A 25,280-nucleotide genomic window follows, 5' to 3' on the forward strand; every position below is an offset into this window, starting at 1 on the left:
TCGGGCTTGTCCCCAGCGCCAGCCCGGCGCCACCCCGTCGTCGCCGGTCGGTCCTTTTAAAGAAACACCGATTGTTGCGCCCATGCCCCGTCGATACGCTGCATCGTGTTTGTTCCATTCAATGCATTTTGCAAGTTCGATAGTGTCGTATGAACCCCCAATCCAATATCGCGCTGCTCGCCAGCCGCAACTCGCCGCTCTATCCCATGCAGGAACTGCTGTCCATCGCGGGCTTCCAGTGCAGCGCCTTCCAGGCAGGTAGAGACCTGATCCACGGTCTGGGCCACGACAACTTCGACATGTTGCTCATCGACCGCGACCTTCCCGATATCTCCGCCATCGACGTCATCCGCGCCGTCCGCGCCGTGCGCAACCGCGACGTGCCGATCGTCATGATCTCCAGCGAGAACGATGACGACGACATGGTCGAAGCGCTGGACGCCGGCGCCGACGACTACATCGTCCGCCCGCTCAACGCCCGCGTGCTGCTGGCCCGTATCGCGGCCCTGCGCCGCCGCATGTCCGGCACCCGCCTGAGCATCCATATCCCCCTGCGCGCCGGCCCCTACGAACTGAACAACCCCGGCCGCTACGCCACGCTGCACGGCCAGCGCATTCCGATGACGCCGAAGGAGTTCGACCTGGCGATGCTGATGTTCGCGAACGCGGGCCGCATCCTGGCGACGCAGCGCATCGAGAACACGATCTGGGGCCACTCACTGCCGCCTTCGTCGCGCGCGCTGGCCGGGCTGGTGTCGCGCATGCGCCGGACGCTCGATCTCTGCGCGGAGAACGGCGTGACGGTCACGGTGGTCTACGCGCAGGGCTACCGGCTCGACGTGCTGGACAGCGCCGCACGGGCCGAGCTGACCGCCCATCGCGCGCCACGGCTGGGCCTGGAAGCCCTGGCCAACCGCTAGGCCGGCGCTAGCTCTCCAGCTCGCCACGCGCGGCGAGGTCGGCGATGTCGATACCCGCCACGCCTTCCGGCGCCCCCTTCGCCTGCCGCTTGGCCACGGCGGCCGCCGCGCCCACGTGCTGGCTGCCCAGCCGCCACGTGGCCATTGCCTCGGCCCCCACGCGCACCGCGCCCACCGCCATCGTCACGAACGGGTAGAACATCGGCCGCCCGTGCCGGTCCTCGCCATGGATGCCGCCCGCCACGCGGTCCGCCGGCGCGTACATCGACAGCGCGGCATCATCGAAACTCGCCATCGCCCCGCGGATGCGGGCCTCCCAGTCGTCGCCCTGGAACAGCACCAGGAAATCGTCGCCGCCGATGTGGCCCAGGAAGTCGCGCGCCGGGTCGCACGCCTGCGCCAGGATCGCGGCGGCGCCCTTGAGCAGCTCGTCGCCCTTCCAGTAGCCGTAGTGGTCGTTGAACGGCTTGAAGTGGTTCAGGTCGGCGTAGCAGGCGTGAAAGGGGCTGCGGGCCTCGATCAGGCGGTCGATATGCTGGTTCAGCAGGATGTTGCCGGGCAGGAATGTCAGCGGATTCGCATAGCGTGCTGCCTCCATTCGGACATCGGTGATGGCGCGCAGCAGGTCAGCGCCCGTGCCCAACCCCACGTAGCGGCCCTCGTCGGTAATCACAAAGCCGTCGGCCAGTGCGCGCGACGGCTCGCCGGCCACGTGGTCGGCCATCTCCTCCAGCGTCGCGCGCCGGTCGAAGCAGACCGGCTCCAGGTTGGCCAGCGCGATGCACGCCTTGCGGCCGTACAGCTCCCGGTGGAACGGCGTCGCGTAGCGATCGAGCAGCGTCTGACGATTGATCAGCCCGATGGGCCGCTGGTACTCGTCCAGCACGGCCATCGCATGCAAGTCACCATGCGCGTGGAAGCGCGCCAGCACGTCGTTGTTCGACGTCTCCGCGCTCACCGCCGGCACCGGCCGCAGCAACTGCCCCGCCGTGATGCCCGACCACCCGGTGCGCAGCATCTGTGGAAACACGGCGATCTGGCGTGATGCCAGCACCGTGCGCACCTCCGCCGCAATCTCGGTGGGCGGCAGCGCGGCGGGCCGGCCCAGGAAGTAGCCCTGCCCCGCCGCCACGCCCAGGTCGCGCACCAGCGCCAGTTCTTCGGCCGTCTCGATACCTTCCGCAATCACCCGGCCGCCCAGCGCGTGCATCGTGCCCAGGATCGCGCGCAATACCTCCAGCCGGCGCGAACTGGCATGAATGCCACGCACCAGCGATTTGTCGATCTTGATGTACTGCGGCGCCAGTTCGGCCAGCCGGTCCAGGTTGGCATGGCCGGTGCCAAAGTCGTCCAGCGCGTAAGGCACGCCCAGGTCGGTCAGCACCGCCATCACGGCGGCAAAGCTGCGGGCGTCGCCCACGGCGGTCTGTTCGGTCACCTCGATCACCACGCGCGAGGGGGCGATGCGCGTGCGGGCGCCCTGCCCGCCGTCCAATCCCAGCAACGACGCCATGGCGCTGCCGCGCCGGTCCAGCAGATGGCGCAGCGTCAGCGGACTGAAGTTCAGGAACAGCTTGCCGGGCAGGTCCAGCGCCGCCCACGACGCCAGCGCGGTGCGCGCGGCCGACATCTCCAGGGCCACCGTGGTGCCGGTGTCCTGCGCCAGCCGGAACAGCGCGTCCGGCGATGCATGCATCGACCCGGCTGGGCCGCGGATCAGCGCCTCGTAGCCCAGGATGTCGCCAGTGGCCAGCGTCACGATGGGCTGGAACACCGCGTGCAGCGGTGGCGGTCTCACGGCCTCTCGGGCCGCGGCCGAATCGGAGGCAACGGGCAACATGAAACGAACTCGGACGGATGGCAGGCCACCTGCTTGTTAACGGCCGACCCCAAGCACGCTTGAGCACGACTTTGCAATTCAGGCACAGAGGAAGCGCGCGCCATTGCAGGACAGAATTGTGTCGCCCGTATGACAAACCTGCCACATGCCGACTGTCACGCCGTTGTCACATTGTTCACCGAGCATCACGCCGCACCGCAGCAAGACGGGCGTCGCCAGCCTCCCCTCATGGCCGTTTCGCCAAAAAGCCCGCTGTGGCGGTTGCCAGGGTCATGCATGGCGGAGCGCTGCTCCGAAGGAGTTCTGTTGTGTTGCAAGCCATCAAGCTGGCATTGCCGGGCCGGCGCGGCCAATCTGTCTGGCGGGGCCTGACGGCGCTGCCGCTGGTCGTGCGTCTTTCCGCGGCATTTGTCCTCATCTACGCGTTTGGCGCGATGGTCGGGCTCACCGGCATCGTCAACCTGATCGATCTCAAACGCGATACCGATACGCTCTACCAGCGCGACATGCGCGGCGCCATCGCCGCCGAGCGCGCGCAGGCATCGCTGGCGATGCTGGGCCGCGCGCAACTGGCGCTGACGCTGGCCACCAGTTCCGCCGAGCGCGACGCCGCGGTCCACGACATCACCGAGGCATCGCGCCATCTGGACGCGGCGGTGGACGGCGTCCGGCAGGCCGCCCCGGCCCAGGCCCGCGCGCTGCTGGCCGAACGCAAGGCCGCCGCCGAACTGGTCGGCAACTATGTCGATCTGATCCGCAAGCAGCCGCTGGACCCGTTGCAGTTCGACGCGGCGGTGTCCATCGACGGCCATTTCCTGGGCGAACAGTTGCAGAAGCTGGGCGCGCGGATTGAAACCGTGCGGGTGTCGATGGCCCAGCAGGCGGCCGACACCGTGGCCGGCGTGGCCTCGGCGCAGGTCACCGCGCAGACCGTGATGATCGGCCTGCTGGCCGCCAGCCTGGCCGCCGCCGCGCTGCTGGCGTGGGTGGCCGCGCGCAGCCTGACGCGCGAACTCGGCGGCGAGCCGCGCGATGCCGCCACGCTCGCCACGCGCATCGCCAGCGGCGACCTGACGGCCCACATCGCCCTGCGCGACCGAGACGACAGCAGCCTGCTGTTCAACCTGTCCGGCATGCGCGACCAGTTGGCCGGCGTGCTCGCGCGCATCCAGCATTGCGCGCACGAGATTACCGGCGCCAGCGACGGCATCGCCCAGGGCAACCAGGCCTTGGCCACGCGCACCGGCCTGCAGGCCGCCGCACTGGCCGAGGCCGCGGCCAACGTCACGCGGCTGACGACGCTGGTGCAGCAGGCTCACGCGCAGGCGCAGGAATCGAGCGACATGGCCAGCCGCGCGCGCGAAGCCACCGGCGCCGGCATGGCCGCCGTGCGCGACATGAGCGGCGCGATGGCCAACGTCCACGCCCAGTCGCGCAATATTTCCGAGATCGTCTCGGTCATCGAGAGCATCGCGTTCCAGACCAATATCCTCGCGCTCAACGCCGCCGTGGAAGCCGCGCGCGCCGGCGAGGCCGGCCGGGGCTTTGCGGTAGTGGCGCAGGAAGTGCGTGCACTCGCGCAGCGCAGCGCCACGGCCGCGCGCGAGATCGGCGGCATCATCGGCGACGCCGCCAACGAGATCGCGCGCGGCGCGGACCTGAGCAGCCGGGTGGAAGCGGCGATGTCCGGCATCGACGCAGCCGTCAACCACAGCCACACCCTCGCGGCCGAACTGCGCATGCTGGCCGACGAGCAGGCCAGCGGCATCCGCACCGTCGGCGACGCGCTGGCGCGGCTGGAACAGACCAGCGCCGACAACGCCACGCTGGTCGACGAGGTCAGCACGCAGGCCGCGCGGCTCGATCACCAGGCGGCCGCGCTGGAATCGGACGTCGCCCGCTTCCAGTTCTGACACGCCGCGCCGTTGCCGCACCGCCGCAAAACTTCAGCTTTCGTCGATTGCCGCCGTAATTAAGGCAGATCCGATTCGCCGCCCGGCCGCGCCCCGCTAGCATGGCAGGTCATGCCCACGGTGGCGGCCGGTGTCGGATGGGAGCGCCCCGGCGGACGGAAAGCGGAGAAACGCATGCTACGCAAGGCAGTGCAGGACGACATGTCGTTCCAGGAGGACTTCGAAGCCGCGGGCCGCGACTGGGCGCCCCGGCTCAAGCCGTGCGGCACGTGCCACAACTGCGAGCAGCCCGTGGGCCAGGCCGACCTGTTCTGCGGCATCGCCTGCCAGTACGCGTTCGAGCATTTCGAAATGCGGTTGCTGCGCAAGGGCTAGCCATCGACGATCGATCCCGGACGTCCCCGCCCCACTCGAACATTTCCTTTCATTTTCCTGTCAACCGGGCGCCCCGACGACCCGTTGAGGCTTGCATTACGGCGGTATCCGCGCAGCGGGACAGGCCGGAAAACAAGGCCTGGCGCGGCAGATGTGTCCGCGAGAAACACTTGGACCGAAGCGGTAACCGGCATTAACGAGTCCCGCGTAAAAGTTACACAACTGTTGCACTTGCGCACATTTTGTGTCGACTTTCCCACGCAAAACACGGATACGCTTGGTTCATCCCATCACCGATTGACCACGAGAAATCATGACCGAACGCCTCATCATGCTGGACGTACCCGGCGTCCTGTATTCGGACCGCTCCGCTGCCCGCCTGGGTGGTACGCCAAACACGGGGACCCTGCGTGACGTCAGGTTTTTCGATCCGATCGCCCTTGGCTTCCTGCGCCGCCTGTTCGGCATTGCCGGCGCCCGCGTGGTGGTTGCCGACGCATGGCGCCGTGGCACGCCCGCCGCGATCTTCCAGCAACTGGACCTGCAGGTGGAAGGCATGACGCCGCCCGTGCAGGGGGGTCATCCGGCCGAGATCGACGCCTGGTTTGGCCAGCATCCGGCGCCGGGCGCATGGGTCATCATCTCCACCGCGCCGGTCGCGTCGTTCACCACGGCCCAGCGCGCGCGCCTGGTGCAGGTGGATCCGGCCGAGGGCCTGACCGTTGACAACTTCCGCAAGGCGCTCGATATCCTGGGCGTGGCCTGCCCGTCCACCGTCACGCCCGATTCGCGCGTCGAGCCGGGCCTGAAGGCCAAGCTGCGCCACTTGCAGCGGCTGGCCCGCGACGAGCCGGAGCGCTTCATGCCCGCCCCCGCCGCCGCCGAGGCGCGCGAGCAGGCCATGGCAGTGGCCGTGGCCAGCCTGACCGGCAAGCAGTTCGCGCCCGCCGCCATCCACGCCTGACCGGTGCCCGGTCTGCCACCGGGTTCCCATCACGGCATGATGCAATGCAAAAAGGCCGCCCATGTGGGCGGCCTTTCTCATGGCGGGGCGGCGAATCAGCGGGCGGTCAGCTTGACGGCCGGGAAGTCGACCGGCACGTTGAATGCCACGTTCACGTAGTTCGTGAACAGGTTCAGCGCCACGTGTGCCAGGATTTCCACGATCTCGCCATCGTTGAAACCCACTTCGCGCAGGCGTGCCACGTCGGCATCGGATACCTGGCCGCGGCCTTCCACCAGTTGCAGCGCGAAAGCCAGCGCCGCAGCGGTTTTCGGATCGTCGGACTGGCCGGCTTGTGCGGATGCCATTTCCGCAGCCGACGCACCAGCCTTGCGGCCCAGCGCGGTGTGCGCGGCCAGGCAGTATTCGCAACGGTTGCGGTCGGCCACGGCGACGGCAATCTGCTCGCCCAGCCGAGCCGGGATGGCGCCACCGCCCAGCGCGCCGAACGCGCCCCACATCGACTGCAGCGCGGCCGGCGAATTCGAGACGGCGCGGAACATCTGTGGCACACCGCCAAAGGCGGCCTGGATCTGGTCGAGCGCGGGCTGGCTGGCAGCGGGAGCATGCGCGGGCTCCGGCACGGGGATACGTGCGGTCATGGTGGATCTCCTGTACGGTAGGTTCGTTTGGGTCAAGTCAGGACGTTGCCGTCCCTGGGTTCCACTATGGATGCCGACGACATACGATAGGATGCTGTTCGTCCACGAAAGCTACCCATTCGTCCAGCCGTGTCCAGCCACCCCGTTCCGTCCGGCATCGATCGCCTGTCCGCGCTGCTTGAGCGCTTTCGCATCCACGCCCACCTGTTCCACACCGGCCCGCTGTGCGGCATCTCGCGCTTTCACGAGCCCGAGCGCGGCTTCCTGCACGTCATGCGCGAAGGCGAGATGAGCGTGACCCATCACGCCAAGGGCCTGCCCCGCCGGCTGGACATCCGCGAGCCGTCGCTGCTGCTGTATCCACGCCCGGCGCTCCACACGTTCCACAACCCGCCCGAGGAAGGCTCGCAGTTCTCGTGCGCGACGCTGGAGTTCGCCGGCGGCGCGCGTAATCCGCTGGCGCGGGCGCTGCCGCCGCTGATCGTGCTGCCCTTGGCCGAGGTGCCCGGGCTGTCCCCGGCCCTGTCGCTGCTGTTCGCGGAGACCGAGCAGGTGCGCTGCGGCCAGCGGCTGCTGGCCGACCGGCTGTTCGAGGTGGTGGTGATCCAGCTGCTGCGCTGGATGCTGGACAATCCCGCGCGCGTCGGCGTCCAGCCGGGGCTGATCACCGGGCTGTCAGACCCACGGCTCGCGCGGGCGCTGGTGGCCATGCACGAGGCACCGGGTGAAAACTGGAATCTGGAAAGGCTGGCGGCCTGCGCGGGCATGTCGCGCAGCGCGTTCGCGTCGGCGTTCCGCGAGGTGGTGGGGCAGCCGCCGGCGGACTACCTGACCGACTGGCGCATCAGCCTGGCGCAGACGCGCCTGCGCGACGGCAAGCCGCTCAAGCTGCTGGCCGACGAACTGGGCTATGCCAATCCGTCGGCGCTGTCACGTGTGTTCCTGGCCCGGGTGGGCCAGTCTCCGCGCGACTGGCTGCGCGCGGAGCAGCGGCATCTGGCGATGCCGGCGCACGATCAGTAGTCGACCGTCATCGACACCTTGAAGGTGCGCGGATTGCCGATGGCCAGCGTGTTGGCCGACGTCGACACCGTTGCCCAGTAGTCCTTGTTGGCGACGTTCTCCACGGCGGCGCGCAGCGTGTAGCGCATCTGCGACGCCTTGAACGTGTAGCGGGCCCCCAGGTCGAAGCGGTTCCACGACGGCAGCGCAATGGTGTTGGTCGGGTTGGCGTACTGGCGGCCGGTCTGGATGAAGCGGCCCGACACCGTGGCGCCAGCCAGGAACGGCAGGTCGTACTCGCCGCTCAGCGTCAGCGTGTAGTTCGGCACGCCCACGCCCTTCTTGCCCTCGGTGGCCGCGTCGCCCGTGTCCTGGTACTGCGAGTCGATGTACGACACGCCGCCCAGCAGGCGCACGCCGCGCACCGGTTCGCCGAACACGCTCAGTTCCACGCCCCGGTTACGCAGTTCCTGCAGGCCGAACACGTTGTTGCTCTGCGTGGTGCCAATGGGCTGCTCGATCTGGAAGAACGCCAGCGTCGTGCCGACCGAGCCGGCGTCGTACTTCACGCCCGCCTCGTGCTGCTTGGTCTTGGTCGGCGGGAACACCTCGCCGCGGTTCACGGCCGTGTTGCCGGCCGTCGGCCCCTGCGCCAGGCCCTGGATGTAGTTGTAGTACACCGACAGGTTCTGCAGCGGCTTGACCACCAGGCCGAACATCGGCGACGTGGCCGAGTCGCTGTAGGTGGACGTTTGCGCGCCGGTACCCGTGGCATAGCCGCGCACGTTGATCACCTGCTGGCGCACGCCGGCCGTCAGCAGCACGCGGTCGTTCAGGAAGCCCAGCGTATCGGCCACCGACACGCCGTTCAGGTTCACGCGCTGCGTGACGTACGGATCGGCCATGTTGCCCGTGGCCGGCGCGGCCGGATACGGCACCACCGGCGCGTTGTACAGGTTGGTGGGGAAGGTGCCGGAGAACTCGAACGCCGTGGCCTTCTTCTGCTCCAGGCCCGACCAGCTCACGTTGACCGTGTGGTTGACGGGGCCGGTCACGAACCGGCCGCGCACGCCCACTTCACCGCTGAAGGTGTCCTGCTGGAACGGCACCGTCAGCCGCCTGGCGTCACCCACGCCGTTGTTGCCGACGCTGGCGCCGCTGTAGCTGCCGTATTCATCGGTATGATGGCCGCCGAACGCCGCGTAGGCCGTCCAGTCCTTGGTGATGTCGTACTCGGCGCGGATCGTCCCGTAGATGTCTTCCAGCGACGAATTGGTCCACGGCTGCGCGAAGTTGGTGGTGGCCGACGGCACCGGCGGCAGCGCCGTGCCGGTCAGCGTCACCGTGCTGCGGCCCTGGTAGATGCGCTGCTTCTGGTAGCCGAAGTCGGCGTTGACGCGGAAGGCGTCGCCCTGGTAGTCCAGGCCCAGCGTGAACAGGCGCTGCTGGCGGCTTTCGTTGTCGATGGCCGTGTCGCCACCGCGCGCCATCGCGTTCACGCGGACGCCGAATTCCTTCTTGCTGCCGAAGCGGCGGCCCACGTCCACGTGGCCGCCGGCCTGGCCGTCGCTGGTGTAGTCGAGCGTGCCCTGCGTGATCGGCGCGGCCGTGGCGTACTTGGGCACCAGGTTGATCGAGCCGCCCACGGCGGTCCCGGCGGCGGAAACGCCGGTCAGGAACGCGTTGGCGCCGCGGAACACTTCCACGCGCTCCAGGCCCTCGGTCGACGACAACTGGCGCGGCGCGATGCCGTAGAGGCCGTTGTAGCTCAGGTCATCGGACGCAAGCTGGAAGCCGCGCACCACGAACGTCTCGGCAAAGTTGCCAAAGCCGGAGCTGACGCGGATGGCCGGATCGTCGGCCAGCACCTGGCCCACCGTGCGGGCCTGCTGGTTCTGGATCTGCTCGGCCGTGTACGACGTGACACTGAACGGCACGTCCATGAAATCCTGGTTGCCCAGCACGCCCACGCGGGCGCCGCGCGCCACCTGGCCGCCGGCATACGGGGCCGGCAACTGGTCGGCCGAGGCATCGGCCTTGACCGTCACGGTGGGCAGCGTCTGCTGCGGCGATGCCGGCGCGGCCTCCTGGGCCATGGCCAGCGACGGCAGCACGCCGGCCGCGGTCAGGGCCGTAACGAGGTGACGCAGTGGAATACGCGAGAAACGGACAGCGCGCGAGCGCGCGCGAGGTACGGCAAAAGGCAAGATGACACTCCCAAAAGTAGAACGATTTCCCCAGCACCGCGTCCCGAACGCGGCGGACAGGCAAGACCCGTGTCCGTGAATGTCGGCATCGCTCTGCTGGCGATGCTCGTGTTGCCCGATGGCCCGGCTAGTGCGCGAGCCAGGGCGAAAGCAGTGCGGCGGCGGCGCCTACCGTCACCGAAGCCTTGGCCAGGCGCGGCGTGGCCAGCGGCGCCCACGAGAACGCCGCCACCACGGCCCATGCGCCGACGGTGAGCAGCCCGGCCCAGTAGACGACGCCATAGGCCCAGCCTTCCGCCAAAACGCAGGCGGCCAGCGCCAGCGTCAGCGCGATCGTGCCCTGCCAGCGCAGGCGTTGCACGCGCGCGGGCGGGGGCACGCTGCCCCGGCCGAACAGGTCGGCATGATGGCGGTGCATCGCCTGGCCAAGCCAGGTAAAGCCGCCAATCGCAAAGCCCAGGCCGGCCACGCAGGCCGCCCAGACCGACACCAGCGCCACGCCGTCGCTCATTGCGTCACCTCGTGGGACACATTGCGCGACACGGCCTGCGGCGCGTGATGGGCCACGTGGTGGGCCTTGCCCGGCGATGCCTCGGCCGCCTGCCGGCGCGGCGCCTTGCCTCGCTTGCCAAGCATCCAGGCCGCCGCGCTCAGGCCGATGCCCAGCGCCAGCACGGTCAGGTCGAAGCCGGCGACCACGGCCGGGCCGTGGAACAGCGTCACGCCCAGGTGCGTCGGCGTGGTCAGCGCGTTGAGCAGCGGCAGTCCGGCAAACAGCGCCGCGCCGGCCCAAAGCTGCGCCCGCCACATCGCGCGGGTCGGGCGCCATTGCGCCAGCAATGCCGACAATGCCCAGGCCGCGAAGAATGCCTGAATCTCCGTGGCCTGACGTTGCGCCAGATCGACCGGCAGCAGCCGGTTGGCCCAGAAGTACACGGCGATGGCGATCGGCAGCCCGGCTATCGCACCAAGGTTCAGCGCTTCCACCAGCCGCAGGCCGAACGGCGTGCGGCCCGTGGCAGCAATCCGCTTGGCATGGTGCTGGCGCGTCTTCACCGCCCACAGCAGCGCGCCCGTGGCCACCATCAGGCAGCCGGCCAGCCCGGATGCAAAGAACAGCGCGCGCAGCAGCCCGGGCGCGAAGTGGGCCACGTGCAGGCCGACCATCGTGAAGCGGGTGTTGCTGGCGGGCGCCATGTCGTCGCCGAGCTTGGTCTGCAGCGCGCCGGTGGCGCCGGCGAACACCACGGAAGGCGCCACCGTGCGGATGTTGCGGCCGTCCTCGCGCGTGACCGACACCGTGGCGTTGGCCCTGTTCGGCGCGTCCACGACGATCCGGCGCGGCGCGGCGCCGTTCCACTGCGCGGTGGCCTGGACGATCATTGGCGCGATCGGTGCCAGCGGCGCGGCGTCCTTCGACCCCTTGATGCGCGGCGCGCGGGCCGCCACCTCGGCGTTGAACGCCTGCTCGTTGCCGTTGTAGACGGCCTGGATGCCCCACGGCATGTACATGAACAGCAGCGTCACCAGGCCCGTGTACGTGATCATCAGATGGAACGGCAGCGCCAGCACGGCCATGGCGTTGTGCGCGTCCAGCCAGGAGCGCTGGCCCTTCTTCGCGCGGAACGTGAAGAAATCGGCAAAGATGCGCCGGTGCGTGATCACGCCGCTGACGATGGCCACGAGCATGAACATCGTGCAGAAGCCGATGATCCAGCGCGCCCAGATGGCGGGCATGTAGTGCAGGTCGAAGTGCAGGCGGTAGAGGAAGTCGCCGCCGCGCGTGTCGCGGGCGCCGGGCACGGGCTCGCCGGTCATGGCGTCGAGCGTGCGGATCTCCAGGCGGGCACGCGCGGGCTTGCCGGCGTCGGCCGGCGTGGCCTTGCGCGTCCAGAACATCGAGATGGCCGGATTGCGTTCGTCCGGCAGCGAGATGAACCAGCGCTCGGCATCGGGCGCCTCGCGCTGCAGGTAGGCGTAGGCGCGCTGGGCGGCGTCCTCGGGCGATACCTTCTGGCCCAGCAGCCCGTGCAGTTCGGGCTTCATCCAGACCGAAATCTCGTCCCGGTAGTAGCTGGCGGTGCCGCCCACGAAGACCAGGAACAGCACCCAGCAGACCGCCAGGCCGGACCACGTATGCAGCCAGGCCATCGACTGGCGCAGCCCCTGCCCTTTCTTGAGTTCAGTCATCACGCCCCCCGCAGGGCAAGCCAGCCCAGCCCCAGCACGGCGGCCGGCACGATCAGCCCGATCCACGCCCGCCAGGCGGAATCGGCCGCGAACACCCAGACCACGGCCAGCGCGAACCAAAGGAACGACAGCAGCGTCGACGTCACCACGGCCTCGGGCCGGCTCATGCCAACCCACTGCGACAGCACCAGCGACAGGCATCCCGTCGCCAGCGCGGCCACGGCGTAGCCGCCCAGGATGGCGGCCATCGCGCGCGAGGCAATTGCCATGCGGTATCCGAGCGAAACGCCCTGCTTCATGTTCTTGTGTGGCATCAAAAAAAATCCAATCGCCATGATAATCGTTCTCATCCGCATTGTCTGCAAAGATGTACAACCCGGCGAAGGTGTGTCGCGGTGGGTACAACGGGGGACGGGGAGGCAAATCGAGCCTGGTCGGCGTGCGATATTCGCACAGAGATTCGCATAGAGTTCCGCAAGGCAGAATCCTCATTCCGCCGTGCGGTTGACACATTTCCGGCAACGATGGGACGATGCCTCACATCGAATACCGGCGACTCCCAACGCCGGACAGCCTGACCCGGAGACAACATGAGCAGTACCCGCCAGACGTCGGCCCAGCCCGGGACCGCCGCTTCCGCTTCTTCCAGCCCGTCTTTCCAGCCCGCCTTCAGCCGCCTGCACCAGACCATGGGGCCGTGGGTGGCTGCCACGCCCGACCGCATCGCCATCCGCGATGCCCACCGCGCGCTCAGCTACGCCGAACTCGACACCGCCGTGCGCGACACGGCCCGCACGCTGGCCGATCTGGGCGTGCGCGGCGGCGACCGCGTGGTGCTGGTGACCGAGAACAGCGTCGGCTGCGCGGTGGTGCTGCTGGCGCTGAGCGCCATCGATGCGTGGTCGGTGCCGGTCAATGCCCGGCTGTCGCCGCGCGAGATTGCCAACATCGTCGAGCACGCCGGCGCCCGCGTGACGCTCTACCTCGACAACGATTTCCCCGAGGCCCGCGAGCACGGCGAGGCCCGTGGCGCGCAGTGGGCCGAATGGCCGCACGTCGGCAAGCTGCTGGTCAGCGCCGTCGATGACAGCGTGGCCCCGGAGCCGGTCGAGGCGGACCCGCGCCAGCAGGTGGCGGCGATGATCTACACCACCGGCACCACGGGCGCGTCCAAGGCCGTGATGCTGACGCACGCCAACCTGATGTTCATCGGCCATTCCAACCGGCTGCAGTCGCGCGTGCAGCCCGGCGACCGCGTCTACGGCGTGCTGCCGATCTCGCACGTCTATGGGCTGTCGGTGCTGCTGGTGGGGCCGGTTTCCAACGGCGCGACGGTGTTCTACGAGCCGCGCTTCCGCCCGGACAAGCTGGTCCGCACGCTGATCGACGACCAGTTGACCGTGCTGCACGGCGTGCCGGCCATGTACGCCAAGGTGATCGAATGGGGCCGCGCCAACGGCCAGTCGCTGCGCACGCCGTCGCTGCGCATCGCGCAGTCGGGCGGCGCGCCGCTGACGGCGTCGCTGAAGGCCGCCTTCGAGGAAGCGTTCGGCATCGTGCTGCACAACGGCTACGGCATGACCGAGACGTCGCCCACCGTGTCCCAGACCCGCGTGGAAAGCCCGCGCAGCGACTGCTCGGTGGGGCTGGCCGTGCCCGACGTCGAGATCCGGCTTGGCAATCCGCTGCCCGATGGCAGCGGAGAGCTGCTGGTGCGCGGCCCGAACGTGATGAAGGGCTACTACAGGCGCCCGGACCTGACCGCGCAGACCATCGACGCCGATGGCTGGCTGCACACCGGCGACCTTGCGCGCATCGACGACGACGGCGCCGTGTCCATCGTCGGCCGCTCGAAGGAAATCATCATCCATTCGGGCTTCAACGTGTATCCCGAGGAAGTCGAGCAGTCGCTCAATGCGTTCCCGGCCGTGCTGCAGTCGGCCGTGGTGGGCCGCGCCGTGGAAGGCAACGAGGAAGTCATCGCCTTCGTGGAGGTGCGCGGCGGCATGACGCTGGACGAGGCAGCGCTGCGCGCGTTCCTGCGCGAGCGCCTGTCGCCCTACAAGATCCCGGCCGAAATCCGCACGGTGGCGCAGTTGCCCGCCGCGCCGTCGGGCAAGATCCTCAAGGCCCGGCTGCGCGAGCAGCTGGCCGCCGGCAACGTTTGAGCAGCCGCCTCATGGAAACGACCTTCACCGAACACCCCGACGCGACCGACGCGGATATCCCGTCGGCCGCCGACGCGCCGCCCGTCCGCAAGGACAACCGCAAGGAAGACCGTCATTTCGTCACCGCGCTGGCGCGCGGGCTCGACGTGCTGGCCTGCTTCCGCGCCTTCGACGCCGAGCTTGGCAATGCCGAACTGGCGCAGCGCTGCGGCCTGCCCAAGTCGACGATTTCCCGCCTGACCCACACGCTGACCGAGCTGGGCTACCTGCAGGCGCTGACCGATCCGGTGCGCTACCGGCTGGGCAGTTCGGCGCTGGCGCTGGCGCCGGCCGGGCAGCAAGGCGCCGACGTGCTGGCCGTGGCCAGGCCGTTCATGCAGGAGCTGGCCGAGCTGTCGCAGGGCGTGGCGTCGCTGATCGTGCGCGACCGCGGCCGCATGCTGATCTACGAGAACTGCCAGTCGGAGAGCTACCTGACGCTGCGCGTGCCGGTGGGCAGCCGGGTCTCGGGCCTGTCCACGGCGGCCGGCCGCGCCTATCTGCTGGCGCTGCCGCCGGCCGAACAGCGCCAGGCGCTGACGGCCTTCCGCGCCGACGACAAGCTCAGCGCCGCGCAGGCCGAGGGCATCCTGTCGAGCTGCCGCGACGAACAGCGCCGGCTGGGCTGCACCACGTCGTTCGGCGAATGGCTGCCGGACATCAACTCGATTGCGCTGGCGTTCCGCCCCGGCTCGGCGCTGCCGCCGATGACGCTCAGTTGCAGCGGGCCCAACGCGCTGGTGCCGCCGGCCCATCTGCTGGAAAAGGTGCGGCCGCAGTTGCAGCACCATATCCGCCGGATCGAGGCGGCGCTCGGCGTCGGCGCCTGACGGCGTCGGCCGCCGCCTTCAGCGCTGCGGCGGGTCCTGGTCCCCGGCCTTGTCGTCAGGCGGGGTCTTTTCCTTGTGGCCGGGCGCCGGGTCGTCATGATCCTTCGGCAACGGCTTGCTCAGCGTGCCGTCGAAGCGGGCGTGGAGCCGGTTTTCCAGATGGCCGCCCAGGCGCAGCAGCACAAGGCCCAGCCCCAGCGAGATCACCACGATGGCGTAGTAGCCGGCGCCGGCTGCCGCCCCGAGGATGGCCGCCATCCAGATGCCGGCCGCCGTGGTCAGCCCTTGCGGACGGTCGTGCACGCCGTGCCGGGCGATCACCCCCACCCCCAGGAAGCCCACCCCGGTCAGCAGCCCCTGCAGCACGCGCGACATGGCGTCGGGCGGATGCCCGTTCAGCGTCACCACGCACACCGCCGCAGCCGCGCCCAGCGACACCAGCCCCAGCGTGCGCATGCCGGCCGCCTTGCCATGCAGGTTGCGGTCGAGCCCGATGATGGCGCCGGCGGCCAGCCCGCCCAGCAGGCGCCAGAACAGTTCCAGCGAGAATTGGTCCATGCCGGCAAGCTTAGCGCGACTCACGTCGACATGACAGCCGGGATTGCCGTACGATTCGGGTTCCCCCCGCTCTCCACCGGAAGCCGTTTCATGCCCCACCTCGTCATCGAAATCACCGAGAACACGCGCCTGACCTGCTCGCAGGAAGAACTGCTGGACGAAGCCAACGCGGCGCTGCTGTCGAGCGGCCAGTTCCAGGAGCCCGACATCAAGTCGCGCTGCGTGACGCTCGGCACGTTCCGCCAGGGCACCGAGCAGGCCGACCGCGCGTTCGTGCACGCCACGCTGCAGATCCTGGACGGCCGCGACCCGGCCGTGCGCAAGCAGCTAGGCGAACTGGTGGCGGGCGCGATTGCGGAAATCGTGCGGCCCGGCGCGGCTGGCCAGACCGTGCAGGTGACGGTCAACGTGGTCGAGATGGAACGCGCGACGTTCGCCAAGCAGATCGTCGGCGGCTGAAATCGGCCGCCCCTGGGCGCCGGATGACCTAAGCTGGAAGCCTGGGCCCCGCCGCCCCATCCCCCGACAACCACAAGACCCACGCCATGGACACCCCATTCCACCCGTTCTCGGACCTGTTCGCCCAGCTTGGCCTGCCCAACGACGAGGCCAGCATCCGCGCGTTCATCGCCAAGCACTCCCCGCTGTCGCAGGACAAGCAACTGTGGGAAGCGCCGTTCTGGACGCCGGCGCAGGCCGCGCTGCTGCGCGACGAATTCATCGAGGACGCCGACTGGGCCGAGGTGGTCGACCAGCTCAACCTGGCGCTGCGCGCGCCGGCCTGATAGTCGACGCCCGCGATGGACGCCCCGTCGGTACCGGGGCTACCATCGCTTCACTCGCCCGCCGGAGATAGCGGCCGCCACACGCCGCGCCGCGCCGGGCATGCCGGTACGCTTTGGAGATAGCCATGCTGCTGCGCCGTCCCGTCGTCCAACTTGCCATCCTTGCCGCACTGCTGCCCGGCGTCACGCCGCTGTTTCACGGGCACGCCCAGACACCCCAGCCATCGCCGGCCGACGCCGCGATCAACGATGCGATCTCCGACGCCGTGCGCCAGGGATCGATCCGCTTCCAGCCCACGCCGGCCCAGCCGCGCACGCTGGAGGAACAGTGCGACCAGCTGGCCCTGCAGATCGGCGAAACGCCGCGCCGCAGCTACCGCCCGTCCGGCGGCCCGCCGGTCGAGAACAGCCAGGGCACGGAAATCTCCACGGTCGAACGCGACCGCACGCGCCGGCAACTGCAGAAGGTGTATCAGGAGAAATGCATGCAGTAAGGGGTGCATGCAAAGAATCATGCTCCCCTCTCCCACCTGTGGGAGAGGGGTTGGGGGAGAGGGCGTTGAGCGTCTGCTTGCCGACTGGCCGCAATTTGCAGCTGTCGGCCCTCTTTCCCGCCCCCTCAGGTCACCGGCGCCGGGTTGAACAGGGCCAGCGAGTTGTGCAGGCCATGGTGTTCGGCCCAGGTCTTCTTGCGGCCGCTGGCCACGTCGATCATCAGGCGGAACAGCTCCCAGCCCACGTCCTCGATGGTTGCCTCGCCGGTGGCGATGCGGCCGGCGTTGACGTCCATCAGGTCATGCCAGCGGCGGGCCAGGTCGCTGCGGGTGGCCACCTTGATCACAGGCACCTCGGCCAGGCCGTACGGCGTGCCGCGGCCGGTGGTGAACACGTGCAGGTTCATGCCGGCGGCCAGTTGCAGCGTGCCGCAGATGAAGTCGCTGGCCGGCGTGGCGGCGTAGATCAGGCCCTTGGTCTTGACGCGCTCGCCCGGCGACACCACGCCCGTGATCGGTGCGCTGCCCGACTTGACGATCGAGCCCATGGCCTTCTCGACGATGTTCGACAGCCCGCCCTTCTTGTTGCCCGGCGTGGTGTTGGCGCTGCGGTCCACGCGGCCGCGGTCCAGGTAGCGGTCGTACCAGTCCATCTCGCGGATCATCGCCTCGGCCACCTCGGGGGTGGCGGCGCGCGAGGTCAACTGGTCGATGCCGTCGCGCACCTCGGTCACCTCGGAGAACATCACCGTGGCGCCGGCGCGCACCAGCAGGTCGGTGGCAAAGCCGACGGCCGGGTTGGCCGTCACGCCCGAGAACGCATCGCTGCCGCCGCACTGCACGCCCACGACCAGCTCGGACACCGGCACGGTCTCGCGCTGGCGCGCGTTCAGCGCCTCCAGGTGCGGGATCGCCATCTCCACGATCGAGTCGATCATCGACCCGAAGCCCACGTGCTTGTCGTCCTGCAGGCAGACCACGCCCACCTGCACCTCCCCGGCGCCGGTCTGGATCGGGATCGTGCCCGGCGGCATCAGGCGGTCCGGCTGCAGCTTCTCGCAGCCCAGGCTCACCATCATGGCGGTGCCGCCGAAGTTCGGGTTCAGCGCGATGTTGCGCAGCGTGCGGATCGGCACCACGGCATCGGGCGCGTCGATGGCCACGCCGCAGCCGTAGGTGTGCTCCAGCCCGATCACGTCGTCCACGTTCGGGTACTTCGGCAGCAGTTCGGCCTTGATGCGCCGGACCGCGTGGTCCACCACGCCGGCCACGCACTGCACGGTCTGCGTGATCGCCAGGATGTTGCGGGTGCCCACCGAGCCGTCCGGGTTGCGGAAGCCCTCGAACGTATAGCCCTCCAGCGGCGGCAGCGGCGCGGGCAGGCGGGTGCCAACCGGCAGGTCGGTCAGGCCGGGCGCCACCGGCATCTCGATGGTGCGCTCGTTGACCCAGCTGCCGCGCGGCAGGTCCTGCAGCGCGTAGCCGATGGTCACGTCGTAGCGCGTCACCGCGTCGCCCTTCTTCAGGTCGACCAGCGCCACCTTGTGGCCCTGCGGCACGCGCTCCACGAGCGTCAGCCCGCACGGGAACACGGTGCCGGCCGGCAGGCCGCCGTCGTTGGCCACGATGGCGACGTTGTCGTTGGGATGGATGCGGATGTACAGCGGCGGACGCTGCTCCGCGGCCTGGGCGTTCTGTACCGACAGGTCCGACATGATGGGGATTCCTTTTATTGGGGGTGCTTCAGTTCGACGCGGCGGATGTCCTTGACGATCACCAGGTAGCTCAGCACGGTAACCAGGGCGTTGATGCCCACAAAGACCAGCGCGCCGTTGAACGAGCCCGTGGCGCTCAGGATATAGCCGATCACGATCGGCGTCACGATGCCGGCGATGTTGCCGAAGGTGTTGAAGATGCTGCCGGCCAGGCCGATCACTTCCTTGGGCGCCGTATCGGCCACCACGGCCCAGCCCAGCGCGCCGATGCCCTTGCCGAAGAACGCCAGCGCCATGATGCCGACCACCAGCCACTCGGCGTCCACGTAGTTGCAGGCCACCATCGACACCGACAGCAGCATGCCGGCCACGATCGGCACCTTGCGGGCCACGGTCAGCGAATGGCCGCGGCGCAGCAGCGTGTCCGAGATCACGCCGCCCAGCACGCCGCCCAGAAACCCGCAGATGGCCGGCAGCGAAGCCACGAAGCCGGCCTTCAGGATCGACATGCCGCGCGCCTGCACCAGGTACACCGGGAACCACGTGAGGAAGAAGTACGTCAGCACGTTGATGCAGTACTGGCCCAGGTACACGCCGGCCAGCATGCGGTTGGTCAGCAGCTGCCGCGCGTAGAACCAGCCGGCCGGGTTGGCGGCCTTGCCGGCCTTGCTGGCCTCGTCGCCCTCGCCCATGCGGATCAGGCCGCCGCCCTGCGTGATGTAGTCGAGTTCGGCCTGGTTCACACCGGGGTGCGTGGCCGGGCTGCGCATGACCTTGAGCCAGACCAGCGCCAGCAGCATGCCCATGATGCCCATCCACAGGTAGACGTGGTGCCAGCCCCAGCTATGGACGATCCAGGCCATCAGCGGCGTGAAGACCACGGCGGCAAAGTACTGCGCGGCGTTGAAGATGGCCGATGCCGTGCCGCGCTCGGCGGTCGGGAACCAGCTTGCCACCACCTTGGCGTTGGCCGGGAACGCCGGCGATTCGGCCAGTCCCACGGCAAAGCGCAGCGCGAACAGCACGCTGATGGCCTGCCCGATGCTGGCAAACACGCCAATCCAGCCCTGCAGCAGCGTGAAGAACGACCACAGGAAGATGCTGAACGCGTAGATGCGGCGCGCGCCGAAGCGGTCGAGCAGCCAGCCGCCCGGGATCTGCGCCATCACATAGGCCCAGCTGAAGGCCGAGAAGATATAGCCCATCTGCACGGCCGAAAAGCCGAACTCCTCGCGCATGGCGGGGCCGGTGATGGACAGCGTGGCACGATCCGCGTAGTTGATCGTCGTCACGATGAAGATCAGGGCGAGAATCCAGTAGCGGACGTTGGTGCGGCGGGCGCCCGAGGCGGCGGCGCTGGTGGTGGGTGTTACGTTCATCTGGGTCTCCGCACAGCCGGCGGACCAGGATGCGGGAATGCGTCGGGACCGGCGTGTGATATGTCGTCGTACGACCAGAATTATAGAGACGCGGTTCCTTCCACCACAGTGCGCGTTTACCCTGACGTGGTGCACGGCGCCGTCTTCCGGTGCATCGGCTGAAGTGCCGACCTTTCAATCAGCTTGCGGGTTTGCGGGGATTTGATGCACGCCGTCATCGCCCTGTTCGTCCCTACCCAGACACCCGAAACGCCACCCGAATGTCTGCCAGGTACCGGGGTTTTCCCTTGGTTGGCGCCGTACCGCTTGCACGACCCCAGGGTTAGTTGTACGATGACTTATCTCGAAACATCACAACGATGGAACGAGTACAGGCACCGGCCTTGTTCCACACCCAACCCACCATTCGCCATGTGGCGACCAGGAAGAGCGACATGACTACACCGCAAGAACTGAAGCAGATTATCTCGGAAGGCCTGCTCTCGTTTCCCATCACCGACTTTGACGCGCAAGGCAACTTCCGCGCCGACACCTACGCCGCCCGCCTGGAATGGCTGGCCCCGTACGGCGCCTCGGCCCTGTTCGCCGCTGGCGGCACCGGTGAATTCTTCTCGCTGACGCAGCAGGACTATTCGAACGTGATCCGCACCGCGGTGGAAACCTGCCGTGGCAAGGTGCCCATCCTGGCCGGCGCCGGCGGCCCGACCCGCGTGGCCATCGAATATGCCAAGGAAGCCGAGCGCCTGGGCGCCCACGGCATCCTGCTGATGCCGCATTACCTGACCGAAGCCAGCGAAGACGGCATCGCCAACCACATCGAAGAGGTCTGCAAGGCCACCAAGTGCGGCGTGATCGTCTACAACCGTGCCAACTCGCGCATCGGCGCCGAGCTGCTGGCCAAGGTTGTCGACAAGTGCCCGAACCTGATCGGCTTCAAGGACGGCGTGGGTGACATCGAGGCCATGGTGCGCGTGCGCCGCAAGCTCGGCGACCGCCTGGCCTACCTGGGCGGCCTGCCCACCGCCGAAGTCTACGCCGCCGCCTACAAGGCGCTGGGCGTGCCGGTGTACTCGTCGGCCGTGTTCAACTTCATCCCGAAGACCGCGATGGAGTTCTACCGTGCCGTGGCCGCCAACGACGAAGCCACGATCGGCCGCCTGATCGACGACTTCTTCCTGCCGTACCTGGACATCCGCAACCGCAAGCATGGCTACGCCGTGTCGATCGTCAAGGCCGGCGCCAAGCTGGTGGGCCACGATGCCGGCCCCGTGCGCGCGCCGCTGACCGACCTGACCGAGGAAGAAATGGGCAAGCTGGACGTCCTGATCAAGAAGCTCGGTTCGCAATAAGCCGGACTGCGCTACCGCCAAAAGCCGACCTTCGGGTCGGCTTTTTCTTGCCCCGCCGCTGCGCGCCCTGCCCCGCCAGCGGGCGCGCGTGCGCCATTCTGGCGCTTTGACGATACGTGCGAGCGTGTCCGGGCTGGCCCGAAACCTGCTGTACCCCGCACCGAAGAGTAGAAGCGTTCAACCGCCCCCTCCCTGGCCGGGCGGCAGGAAATTGCTCTTGATTGTCCGCGCCGAGCGCCGGAGATCGAGAGCCCTGCCGGGCCCTGCCTCCGCCGTCGGCCGGCCCGTTCACCTTTCCTGAACCCCGGAACGACATGATCGACACCACCCTCCCCCTCCACGAACTGGACCGCGAAGCGCGCATGGGCGCGCACGGCCACGAGACCGACGCGCGCGAGATCCGGCGCATCGACCTGTCCGACTTCGCGCGCCGCAAGGCGGTGATCGCCGACCAGCTCTGGCAGGCGGCCACCGACATCGGCTTCTTCCAGCTCGACAACCACGGCATCGACCTGGCCGCCGTGCGCGAGGCGTTTGCGATGACCGAGCGCTTCTTCGCGCTGCCGGAGCCCGTCAAGGCCAGGTATCCGCTGCAGAAGGCCAACAACACTGGCTGGGAATCGCGCGCGCAGGTGCGGCCGTCCACGGGCACGCCGGACCAGAAGGAGTCGTACCAGATCACGCGCCCGCACATGGCGGCGCTGTGGCCGTCTGAGGATGAACTGGCCGGCTTTCGGGCGACGATGCTGGCCTTCGAGCGGCAGTGTTGGCACGTCGGCATGAAGGTGCTGTCCTGCTTTGCCGACCGGCTCGGCTTCGACAGCGAATTCTTCACGCGCGCCCACGACCCGGCCGCGCCCGACTACCAGAGCACGCTGCGGCTGCTGCATTACTACGCGATCCCGGCCGAAGCCCAGGACAAGCTCGACCTGTGGCGCGCGGGCGCCCATACCGATTTCGACTGCCTGACGCTGCTGTTCCAGCGCCAGGGCCAGGGCGGCCTGCAGGTGTGTCCGGGCAAGGAGATGGACGCGCAGGCGTGGACGCCGATCCCGCCCGACGAGGACGTGATCACCTGCAACATCGGCGACATGCTGATGCGCTGGAGCGACGACCAGCTACCGTCGAACTTCCACCGCGTGCGCAACCCAGCCCCGGGCGAGTACATGGGGCCGCGCTACAGCCTCGCGTTCTTCTGCCAAGCCAACCGCGACGCGCGGATCGAGGGGCCGGCGAAGCGGTGTCCGCCCATCACGGCCGGCGATTTCCTGCGCCAGCGCGTGGCGGCCAACTTCAAGGCGTACTGAGCCACCCGGCCCAACAAAAAACCCCACGCTCTCGCGAACGTGGGGTTTCAAGCCACCCGGTACCGGCGGGCCGGTATCGGGCAGGCGACTTCCAAAGGGATCGGGCTATCAGGCCGCGGCGTCCTTCAGCTTCTTCAGCGGACGGACCTTGACCTTGACGCTGGCCGGCTTGGCCGGGAACCAACGCTCTTCACCGGTGAACGGGTCCTTGCCGAAGCGCTTCTTCTTGGCCGGCACTTGCTGGGCGGTCACCTTCAGCAGGCCCGGCAGCGTGAATTCGCCGGCGCCCTTCTTGTTCAGCGCGCTGACGATGGTGTTTTCGAGATGGGCCAGCACCGACTTCACGGCCTTGGCTTCGAGCTGGGTTTGCGCTACCAGGTGAGCGACCAGGCTCGACTTGTTGAAGGTGTCCTTCAGCGGCTTCATGGTCGGCGTGGCAGCCGGCGCAGCCTTCTTGGCCGGAGCGGCGGCCTTCTTAGCGGCAGCCTTCACGGGTGCCTTGGTTGCTGCGGCCTTCTTGGCAGCAGGCTTGGTTGCAGTCTTCGCGGTCGGTTTCGCTTTGGTCGCCATATCTGGATGTACGAGAGTTGAAGATTGAAGTCCCGGCCGATTCGCCCGCACGCTGCAAGCATCGCTGCATGGCGATTCGTGCTGGCCGGCACGCACTGAATCATAGCGGAAACCGCCAGAAGTAAAGGGGTTTTCTCACATGCGGCAGGTCAAACCAAGTGAAAACCCCGGGTTTTGTCGCTGGTTTGCGTCAGCACCAACGCTGCGAAGCGCCACGCCCCCCCCACTTTCGCGCTTCGCCCCCGCACCGCACGCGTCCGGAACGGGCGTGTTCAGTGCGCGTGCGCGGCCACCGCATCGCGCGTGCCACGCGCCAGGCCCAGCGCGAAAGCGGTCTCCGCCACCAGGAAAAGCGGGCCCACGAGCAGGCCCATGATGTCGTCGACAAAGGCCGGCTTGCGTCCTTCGAAGTAGTGGCCGACGAACTGGATGACCCATCCGGCCACGAACAGGCCGATGCCCGTGGCCAGCCAGGCCGGCGTGGAAAACGCGGCAATGCAGGCCCCGGCCCAGACGAACACGGCCAGGATCGCGGCCATCGCCACGCCAAAGCCGAACGACAGCCGCAGGTAGAACAGGCACGCCAGCACGTACACGACGATGGCCGGCGTCACGAACAGCGCGCCGTCGCCCAGCGGCATGACCGGCCGCCCGAGCAGCGCGGTAACCGCCAGCACGATCATCGGGATACCGATGAAATGGGTGAATACGTTGCGCGCATCGCGGTGGTACGCGGCGTACTGGGCAAGATGATCGATCAGGGTTTTCACGGGGACGTCTCCGGTGGATGGCCGGTGTTCCGGCCTGTTTTCCCAGGGCCGCCGCGCGATGCCGCGATGCCGCGAAACCACGCCGCCGACCCGGTTTTGATGTGGATTTATATTAGTGAGACACCGCGCGCTCGGGAAGAGGACTTCCCCGCCATTCGAGCCGCCCCACTAAATCTACCCAAAGCCGCCATGCGTGCCATCGACGAAATACCCGCCCTCTCCGCCGACCAGCGCGATGCCTGGCTGCGGCGCATCGGCATCCACGCCGTGCCGCCGCCGACGCTGGCCACGCTGGACGCACTGATCGCCGCCCACCTGGCGCACCTGCCATTCGAGAACCTGACGCCGCTGGTGGGCTGGCGCGTCGACATCGAGCCGCCCGCCGTGTTCGACAAGCTCGTGCGCCAGGGCCGCGGCGGCTACTGTTTCGAACTGAACACGCTGTTCTGCGCCGGGCTGAAGTCGCTGGGCTACACGGCCGTGCCGCTGGCGGCGCGCGTGCGCTGGAACGTGCCCGACGAACGGCCGACCGGGCTCTCGCACATGCTGCTGCGCGTGGAGGTGGCGCACGAGAGCTACGTGGCGGACGTCGGCTTTGGCGGGCCCACGCCAGATCGCGCGCTGCCGCTGTCGCTGCCAATCCCGCCCGCGGCAGGCGTTGCGTCGCCGTACCGGCTGCGCCCGCCCCCGGCCGATGCCGCTGGCACCGGCTTTCATTGCTACGACCTTGCGGTGCGCGATCCGGACGCCGGAGACGCTGACGATGCAGACACGTGGCGCGTGCTGTACCGCTTCGACCTGACCCCGCAGCCCCGGATCGACTACGTGGCGCGCAACTGGTTCGTGTCGACGCATCCGGACAGCCACTTCACGCGCACGCTGATCGCCGCCCGCACGGAGGCGGACGGTACGCGGCTGGCCCTTGGCAACGCCACGCTGACCGAGCGCCCGCCCGGCGGCGCGGTGCGCCGCACGGTGCTGGCCAGTGCCGACGAGACCATCGACGTGCTGGCCGGCCGCTTCGGCATCCACCTGGACGACGCGTTGCGTGCCGCGCTGGCCGCCCGGCTGCCGGCGGTGCTGGCGGCACCCTGACGCCCGCCCGATTCCGCGCTGCGGCACGCGCCATGCATCGCGTGAATTGCCGGCAGAAAGTTTGCTGATACCGGCCCCGGCGGGCCGGCCCGGCTGTGGACTGAGGGGGTGCGGCTGCCCATAATGTCCCGGCCCATCCACGATTCCGGCCGGCGGCACGTACCGCCGG

Annotated in this window: 24 protein-coding genes; 13 read left to right on the forward strand and 11 right to left on the reverse strand. The window is 68.6% G+C overall.

What is annotated here, in order from left to right:
- Positions 1-149: 149 nt before the first annotated feature.
- Positions 150-920 (forward strand): response regulator transcription factor, encoded by a 771-nt coding sequence (locus EPAKOI_RS20340; protein ID WP_124686492.1) that lies wholly within the window; start codon positions 150-152, stop codon positions 918-920.
- Between the two features lie 7 nt (positions 921-927).
- Here EPAKOI_RS20340 and EPAKOI_RS20345 read toward each other — a convergent pair whose 3' ends face one another.
- Positions 928-2,760 carry an EAL domain-containing protein gene (locus EPAKOI_RS20345; RefSeq protein ID WP_423194464.1) on the reverse strand — a complete coding sequence of 611 codons (1,833 nt, stop codon included), beginning with the start codon at positions 2,758-2,760 and terminating at the stop codon, positions 928-930.
- A 308-nt stretch (positions 2,761-3,068) separates the two neighbouring features.
- On the opposite strand from EPAKOI_RS20345, the gene EPAKOI_RS20350 reads away from it, so the two are divergent.
- The 3 genes from EPAKOI_RS20350 (at position 3,069) to EPAKOI_RS20360 (ending at position 6,012) form a co-directional block, all read left to right on the forward strand.
- Positions 3,069-4,673 carry a methyl-accepting chemotaxis protein gene (locus EPAKOI_RS20350; RefSeq protein ID WP_423194465.1) on the forward strand — a complete coding sequence of 535 codons (1,605 nt, stop codon included), beginning with the start codon at positions 3,069-3,071 and terminating at the stop codon, positions 4,671-4,673.
- A gap of 174 nt (positions 4,674-4,847) precedes the next feature.
- Complete coding sequence (locus EPAKOI_RS20355; protein ID WP_313836122.1) at positions 4,848-5,048, forward strand: hypothetical protein; 201 nt, start codon at positions 4,848-4,850, stop codon at positions 5,046-5,048.
- Between the two features lie 313 nt (positions 5,049-5,361).
- The gene (locus EPAKOI_RS20360; protein ID WP_423194466.1) at positions 5,362-6,012 is read left to right on the forward strand and encodes an HAD domain-containing protein; all 651 of its coding nucleotides are present in this window, start codon (positions 5,362-5,364) and stop codon (positions 6,010-6,012) included.
- Between the two features lie 95 nt (positions 6,013-6,107).
- On the opposite strand, the gene EPAKOI_RS20365 is transcribed toward EPAKOI_RS20360, so the two are convergent.
- Positions 6,108-6,653 carry a carboxymuconolactone decarboxylase family protein gene (locus EPAKOI_RS20365; protein WP_124686487.1) on the reverse strand — a complete coding sequence of 182 codons (546 nt, stop codon included), beginning with the start codon at positions 6,651-6,653 and terminating at the stop codon, positions 6,108-6,110.
- A gap of 129 nt (positions 6,654-6,782) precedes the next feature.
- On the opposite strand from EPAKOI_RS20365, the gene EPAKOI_RS20370 reads away from it, so the two are divergent.
- A complete protein-coding gene (locus EPAKOI_RS20370; RefSeq protein ID WP_313836118.1) occupies positions 6,783-7,676 on the forward strand; it encodes an AraC family transcriptional regulator in 894 nt (297 codons plus the stop codon).
- On the opposite strand, the gene EPAKOI_RS20375 is transcribed toward EPAKOI_RS20370, so the two are convergent.
- From EPAKOI_RS20375 to EPAKOI_RS20390, 4 genes are all read right to left on the reverse strand, one after another.
- Positions 7,670-9,862: a TonB-dependent receptor gene (locus EPAKOI_RS20375; RefSeq protein ID WP_423194467.1), complete on the reverse strand. Its 2,193-nt coding sequence runs from the start codon at positions 9,860-9,862 to the stop codon at positions 7,670-7,672. The two genes, EPAKOI_RS20370 and EPAKOI_RS20375, sit on opposite strands and share 7 nt — an antisense overlap.
- 127 nt (positions 9,863-9,989) lie before the next feature.
- Positions 9,990-10,373 carry a DUF3325 domain-containing protein gene (locus EPAKOI_RS20380; RefSeq protein ID WP_423194468.1) on the reverse strand — a complete coding sequence of 128 codons (384 nt, stop codon included), beginning with the start codon at positions 10,371-10,373 and terminating at the stop codon, positions 9,990-9,992.
- On the reverse strand, positions 10,370-12,052 hold the full coding sequence (locus EPAKOI_RS20385; RefSeq protein WP_423194469.1) for a PepSY-associated TM helix domain-containing protein: 1,683 nt from the start codon (positions 12,050-12,052) through the stop codon (positions 10,370-10,372). Before EPAKOI_RS20385 ends, EPAKOI_RS20380 begins: the two co-directional genes overlap by 4 nt.
- Positions 12,052-12,321: a DUF3649 domain-containing protein gene (locus tag EPAKOI_RS20390; protein ID WP_313836112.1), complete on the reverse strand. Its 270-nt coding sequence runs from the start codon at positions 12,319-12,321 to the stop codon at positions 12,052-12,054. Before EPAKOI_RS20390 ends, EPAKOI_RS20385 begins: the two co-directional genes overlap by 1 nt.
- Before the next feature lie 321 nt (positions 12,322-12,642).
- Here EPAKOI_RS20390 and EPAKOI_RS20395 point away from each other — a divergent pair, with 321 nt between their 5' ends.
- Positions 12,643-14,220: a class I adenylate-forming enzyme family protein gene (locus tag EPAKOI_RS20395; RefSeq protein WP_423194470.1), complete on the forward strand. Its 1,578-nt coding sequence runs from the start codon at positions 12,643-12,645 to the stop codon at positions 14,218-14,220.
- Positions 14,221-14,231: 11 nt separating this feature from the next.
- The gene (locus EPAKOI_RS20400; protein WP_423194471.1) at positions 14,232-15,089 is read left to right on the forward strand and encodes an IclR family transcriptional regulator; all 858 of its coding nucleotides are present in this window, start codon (positions 14,232-14,234) and stop codon (positions 15,087-15,089) included.
- An 18-nt stretch (positions 15,090-15,107) separates the two neighbouring features.
- Here EPAKOI_RS20400 and EPAKOI_RS20405 read toward each other — a convergent pair whose 3' ends face one another.
- Positions 15,108-15,647 (reverse strand): MgtC/SapB family protein, encoded by a 540-nt coding sequence (locus EPAKOI_RS20405; protein WP_423194472.1) that lies wholly within the window; start codon positions 15,645-15,647, stop codon positions 15,108-15,110.
- Positions 15,648-15,737: 90 nt separating this feature from the next.
- Here EPAKOI_RS20405 and EPAKOI_RS20410 point away from each other — a divergent pair, with 90 nt between their 5' ends.
- From EPAKOI_RS20410 to EPAKOI_RS20420, 3 genes are all read left to right on the forward strand, one after another.
- Positions 15,738-16,106 carry a 5-carboxymethyl-2-hydroxymuconate Delta-isomerase gene (locus EPAKOI_RS20410; protein ID WP_423194473.1) on the forward strand — a complete coding sequence of 123 codons (369 nt, stop codon included), beginning with the start codon at positions 15,738-15,740 and terminating at the stop codon, positions 16,104-16,106.
- Between the two features lie 86 nt (positions 16,107-16,192).
- Entirely contained in the window at positions 16,193-16,432 is a 240-nt protein-coding gene (locus tag EPAKOI_RS20415) for a DUF2789 domain-containing protein (RefSeq protein ID WP_423194474.1), read from the forward strand.
- Positions 16,433-16,557: 125 nt separating this feature from the next.
- A complete protein-coding gene (locus EPAKOI_RS20420; protein WP_124686478.1) occupies positions 16,558-16,926 on the forward strand; it encodes a hypothetical protein in 369 nt (122 codons plus the stop codon).
- Between the two features lie 125 nt (positions 16,927-17,051).
- On the opposite strand, the gene garD is transcribed toward EPAKOI_RS20420, so the two are convergent.
- Positions 17,052-18,641, reverse strand: coding sequence for a galactarate dehydratase (garD, locus tag EPAKOI_RS20425; protein WP_124686477.1), 1,590 nt, complete (start codon positions 18,639-18,641; stop codon positions 17,052-17,054).
- A 14-nt stretch (positions 18,642-18,655) separates the two neighbouring features.
- The gene (locus tag EPAKOI_RS20430; RefSeq protein WP_423194475.1) at positions 18,656-20,020 is read right to left on the reverse strand and encodes an MFS transporter; all 1,365 of its coding nucleotides are present in this window, start codon (positions 20,018-20,020) and stop codon (positions 18,656-18,658) included.
- A 434-nt stretch (positions 20,021-20,454) separates the two neighbouring features.
- Between EPAKOI_RS20430 and kdgD the strand changes: the two genes are divergently transcribed.
- Positions 20,455-21,369: a 5-dehydro-4-deoxyglucarate dehydratase gene (gene kdgD, locus EPAKOI_RS20435; protein ID WP_124686475.1), complete on the forward strand. Its 915-nt coding sequence runs from the start codon at positions 20,455-20,457 to the stop codon at positions 21,367-21,369.
- A gap of 314 nt (positions 21,370-21,683) precedes the next feature.
- Complete coding sequence (locus tag EPAKOI_RS20440; RefSeq protein WP_423194476.1) at positions 21,684-22,676, forward strand: isopenicillin N synthase family dioxygenase; 993 nt, start codon at positions 21,684-21,686, stop codon at positions 22,674-22,676.
- A 108-nt stretch (positions 22,677-22,784) separates the two neighbouring features.
- Here EPAKOI_RS20440 and EPAKOI_RS20445 read toward each other — a convergent pair whose 3' ends face one another.
- Positions 22,785-23,246 (reverse strand): HU family DNA-binding protein, encoded by a 462-nt coding sequence (locus tag EPAKOI_RS20445; protein WP_124686473.1) that lies wholly within the window; start codon positions 23,244-23,246, stop codon positions 22,785-22,787.
- Positions 23,247-23,518: 272 nt separating this feature from the next.
- Complete coding sequence (locus EPAKOI_RS20450; RefSeq protein WP_124686472.1) at positions 23,519-24,016, reverse strand: DUF962 domain-containing protein; 498 nt, start codon at positions 24,014-24,016, stop codon at positions 23,519-23,521.
- A 189-nt stretch (positions 24,017-24,205) separates the two neighbouring features.
- Between EPAKOI_RS20450 and EPAKOI_RS20455 the strand changes: the two genes are divergently transcribed.
- Complete coding sequence (locus EPAKOI_RS20455; protein ID WP_423194477.1) at positions 24,206-25,111, forward strand: arylamine N-acetyltransferase family protein; 906 nt, start codon at positions 24,206-24,208, stop codon at positions 25,109-25,111.
- The last annotated feature ends 169 nt before the right edge of the window (positions 25,112-25,280 follow it).

It is taken from the genome of Cupriavidus sp. H18C2 (assembly GCF_049393795.1).
In the GTDB taxonomy this organism is placed as follows: Bacteria; Pseudomonadota; Gammaproteobacteria; order Burkholderiales; family Burkholderiaceae; genus Cupriavidus; species Cupriavidus pauculus_C.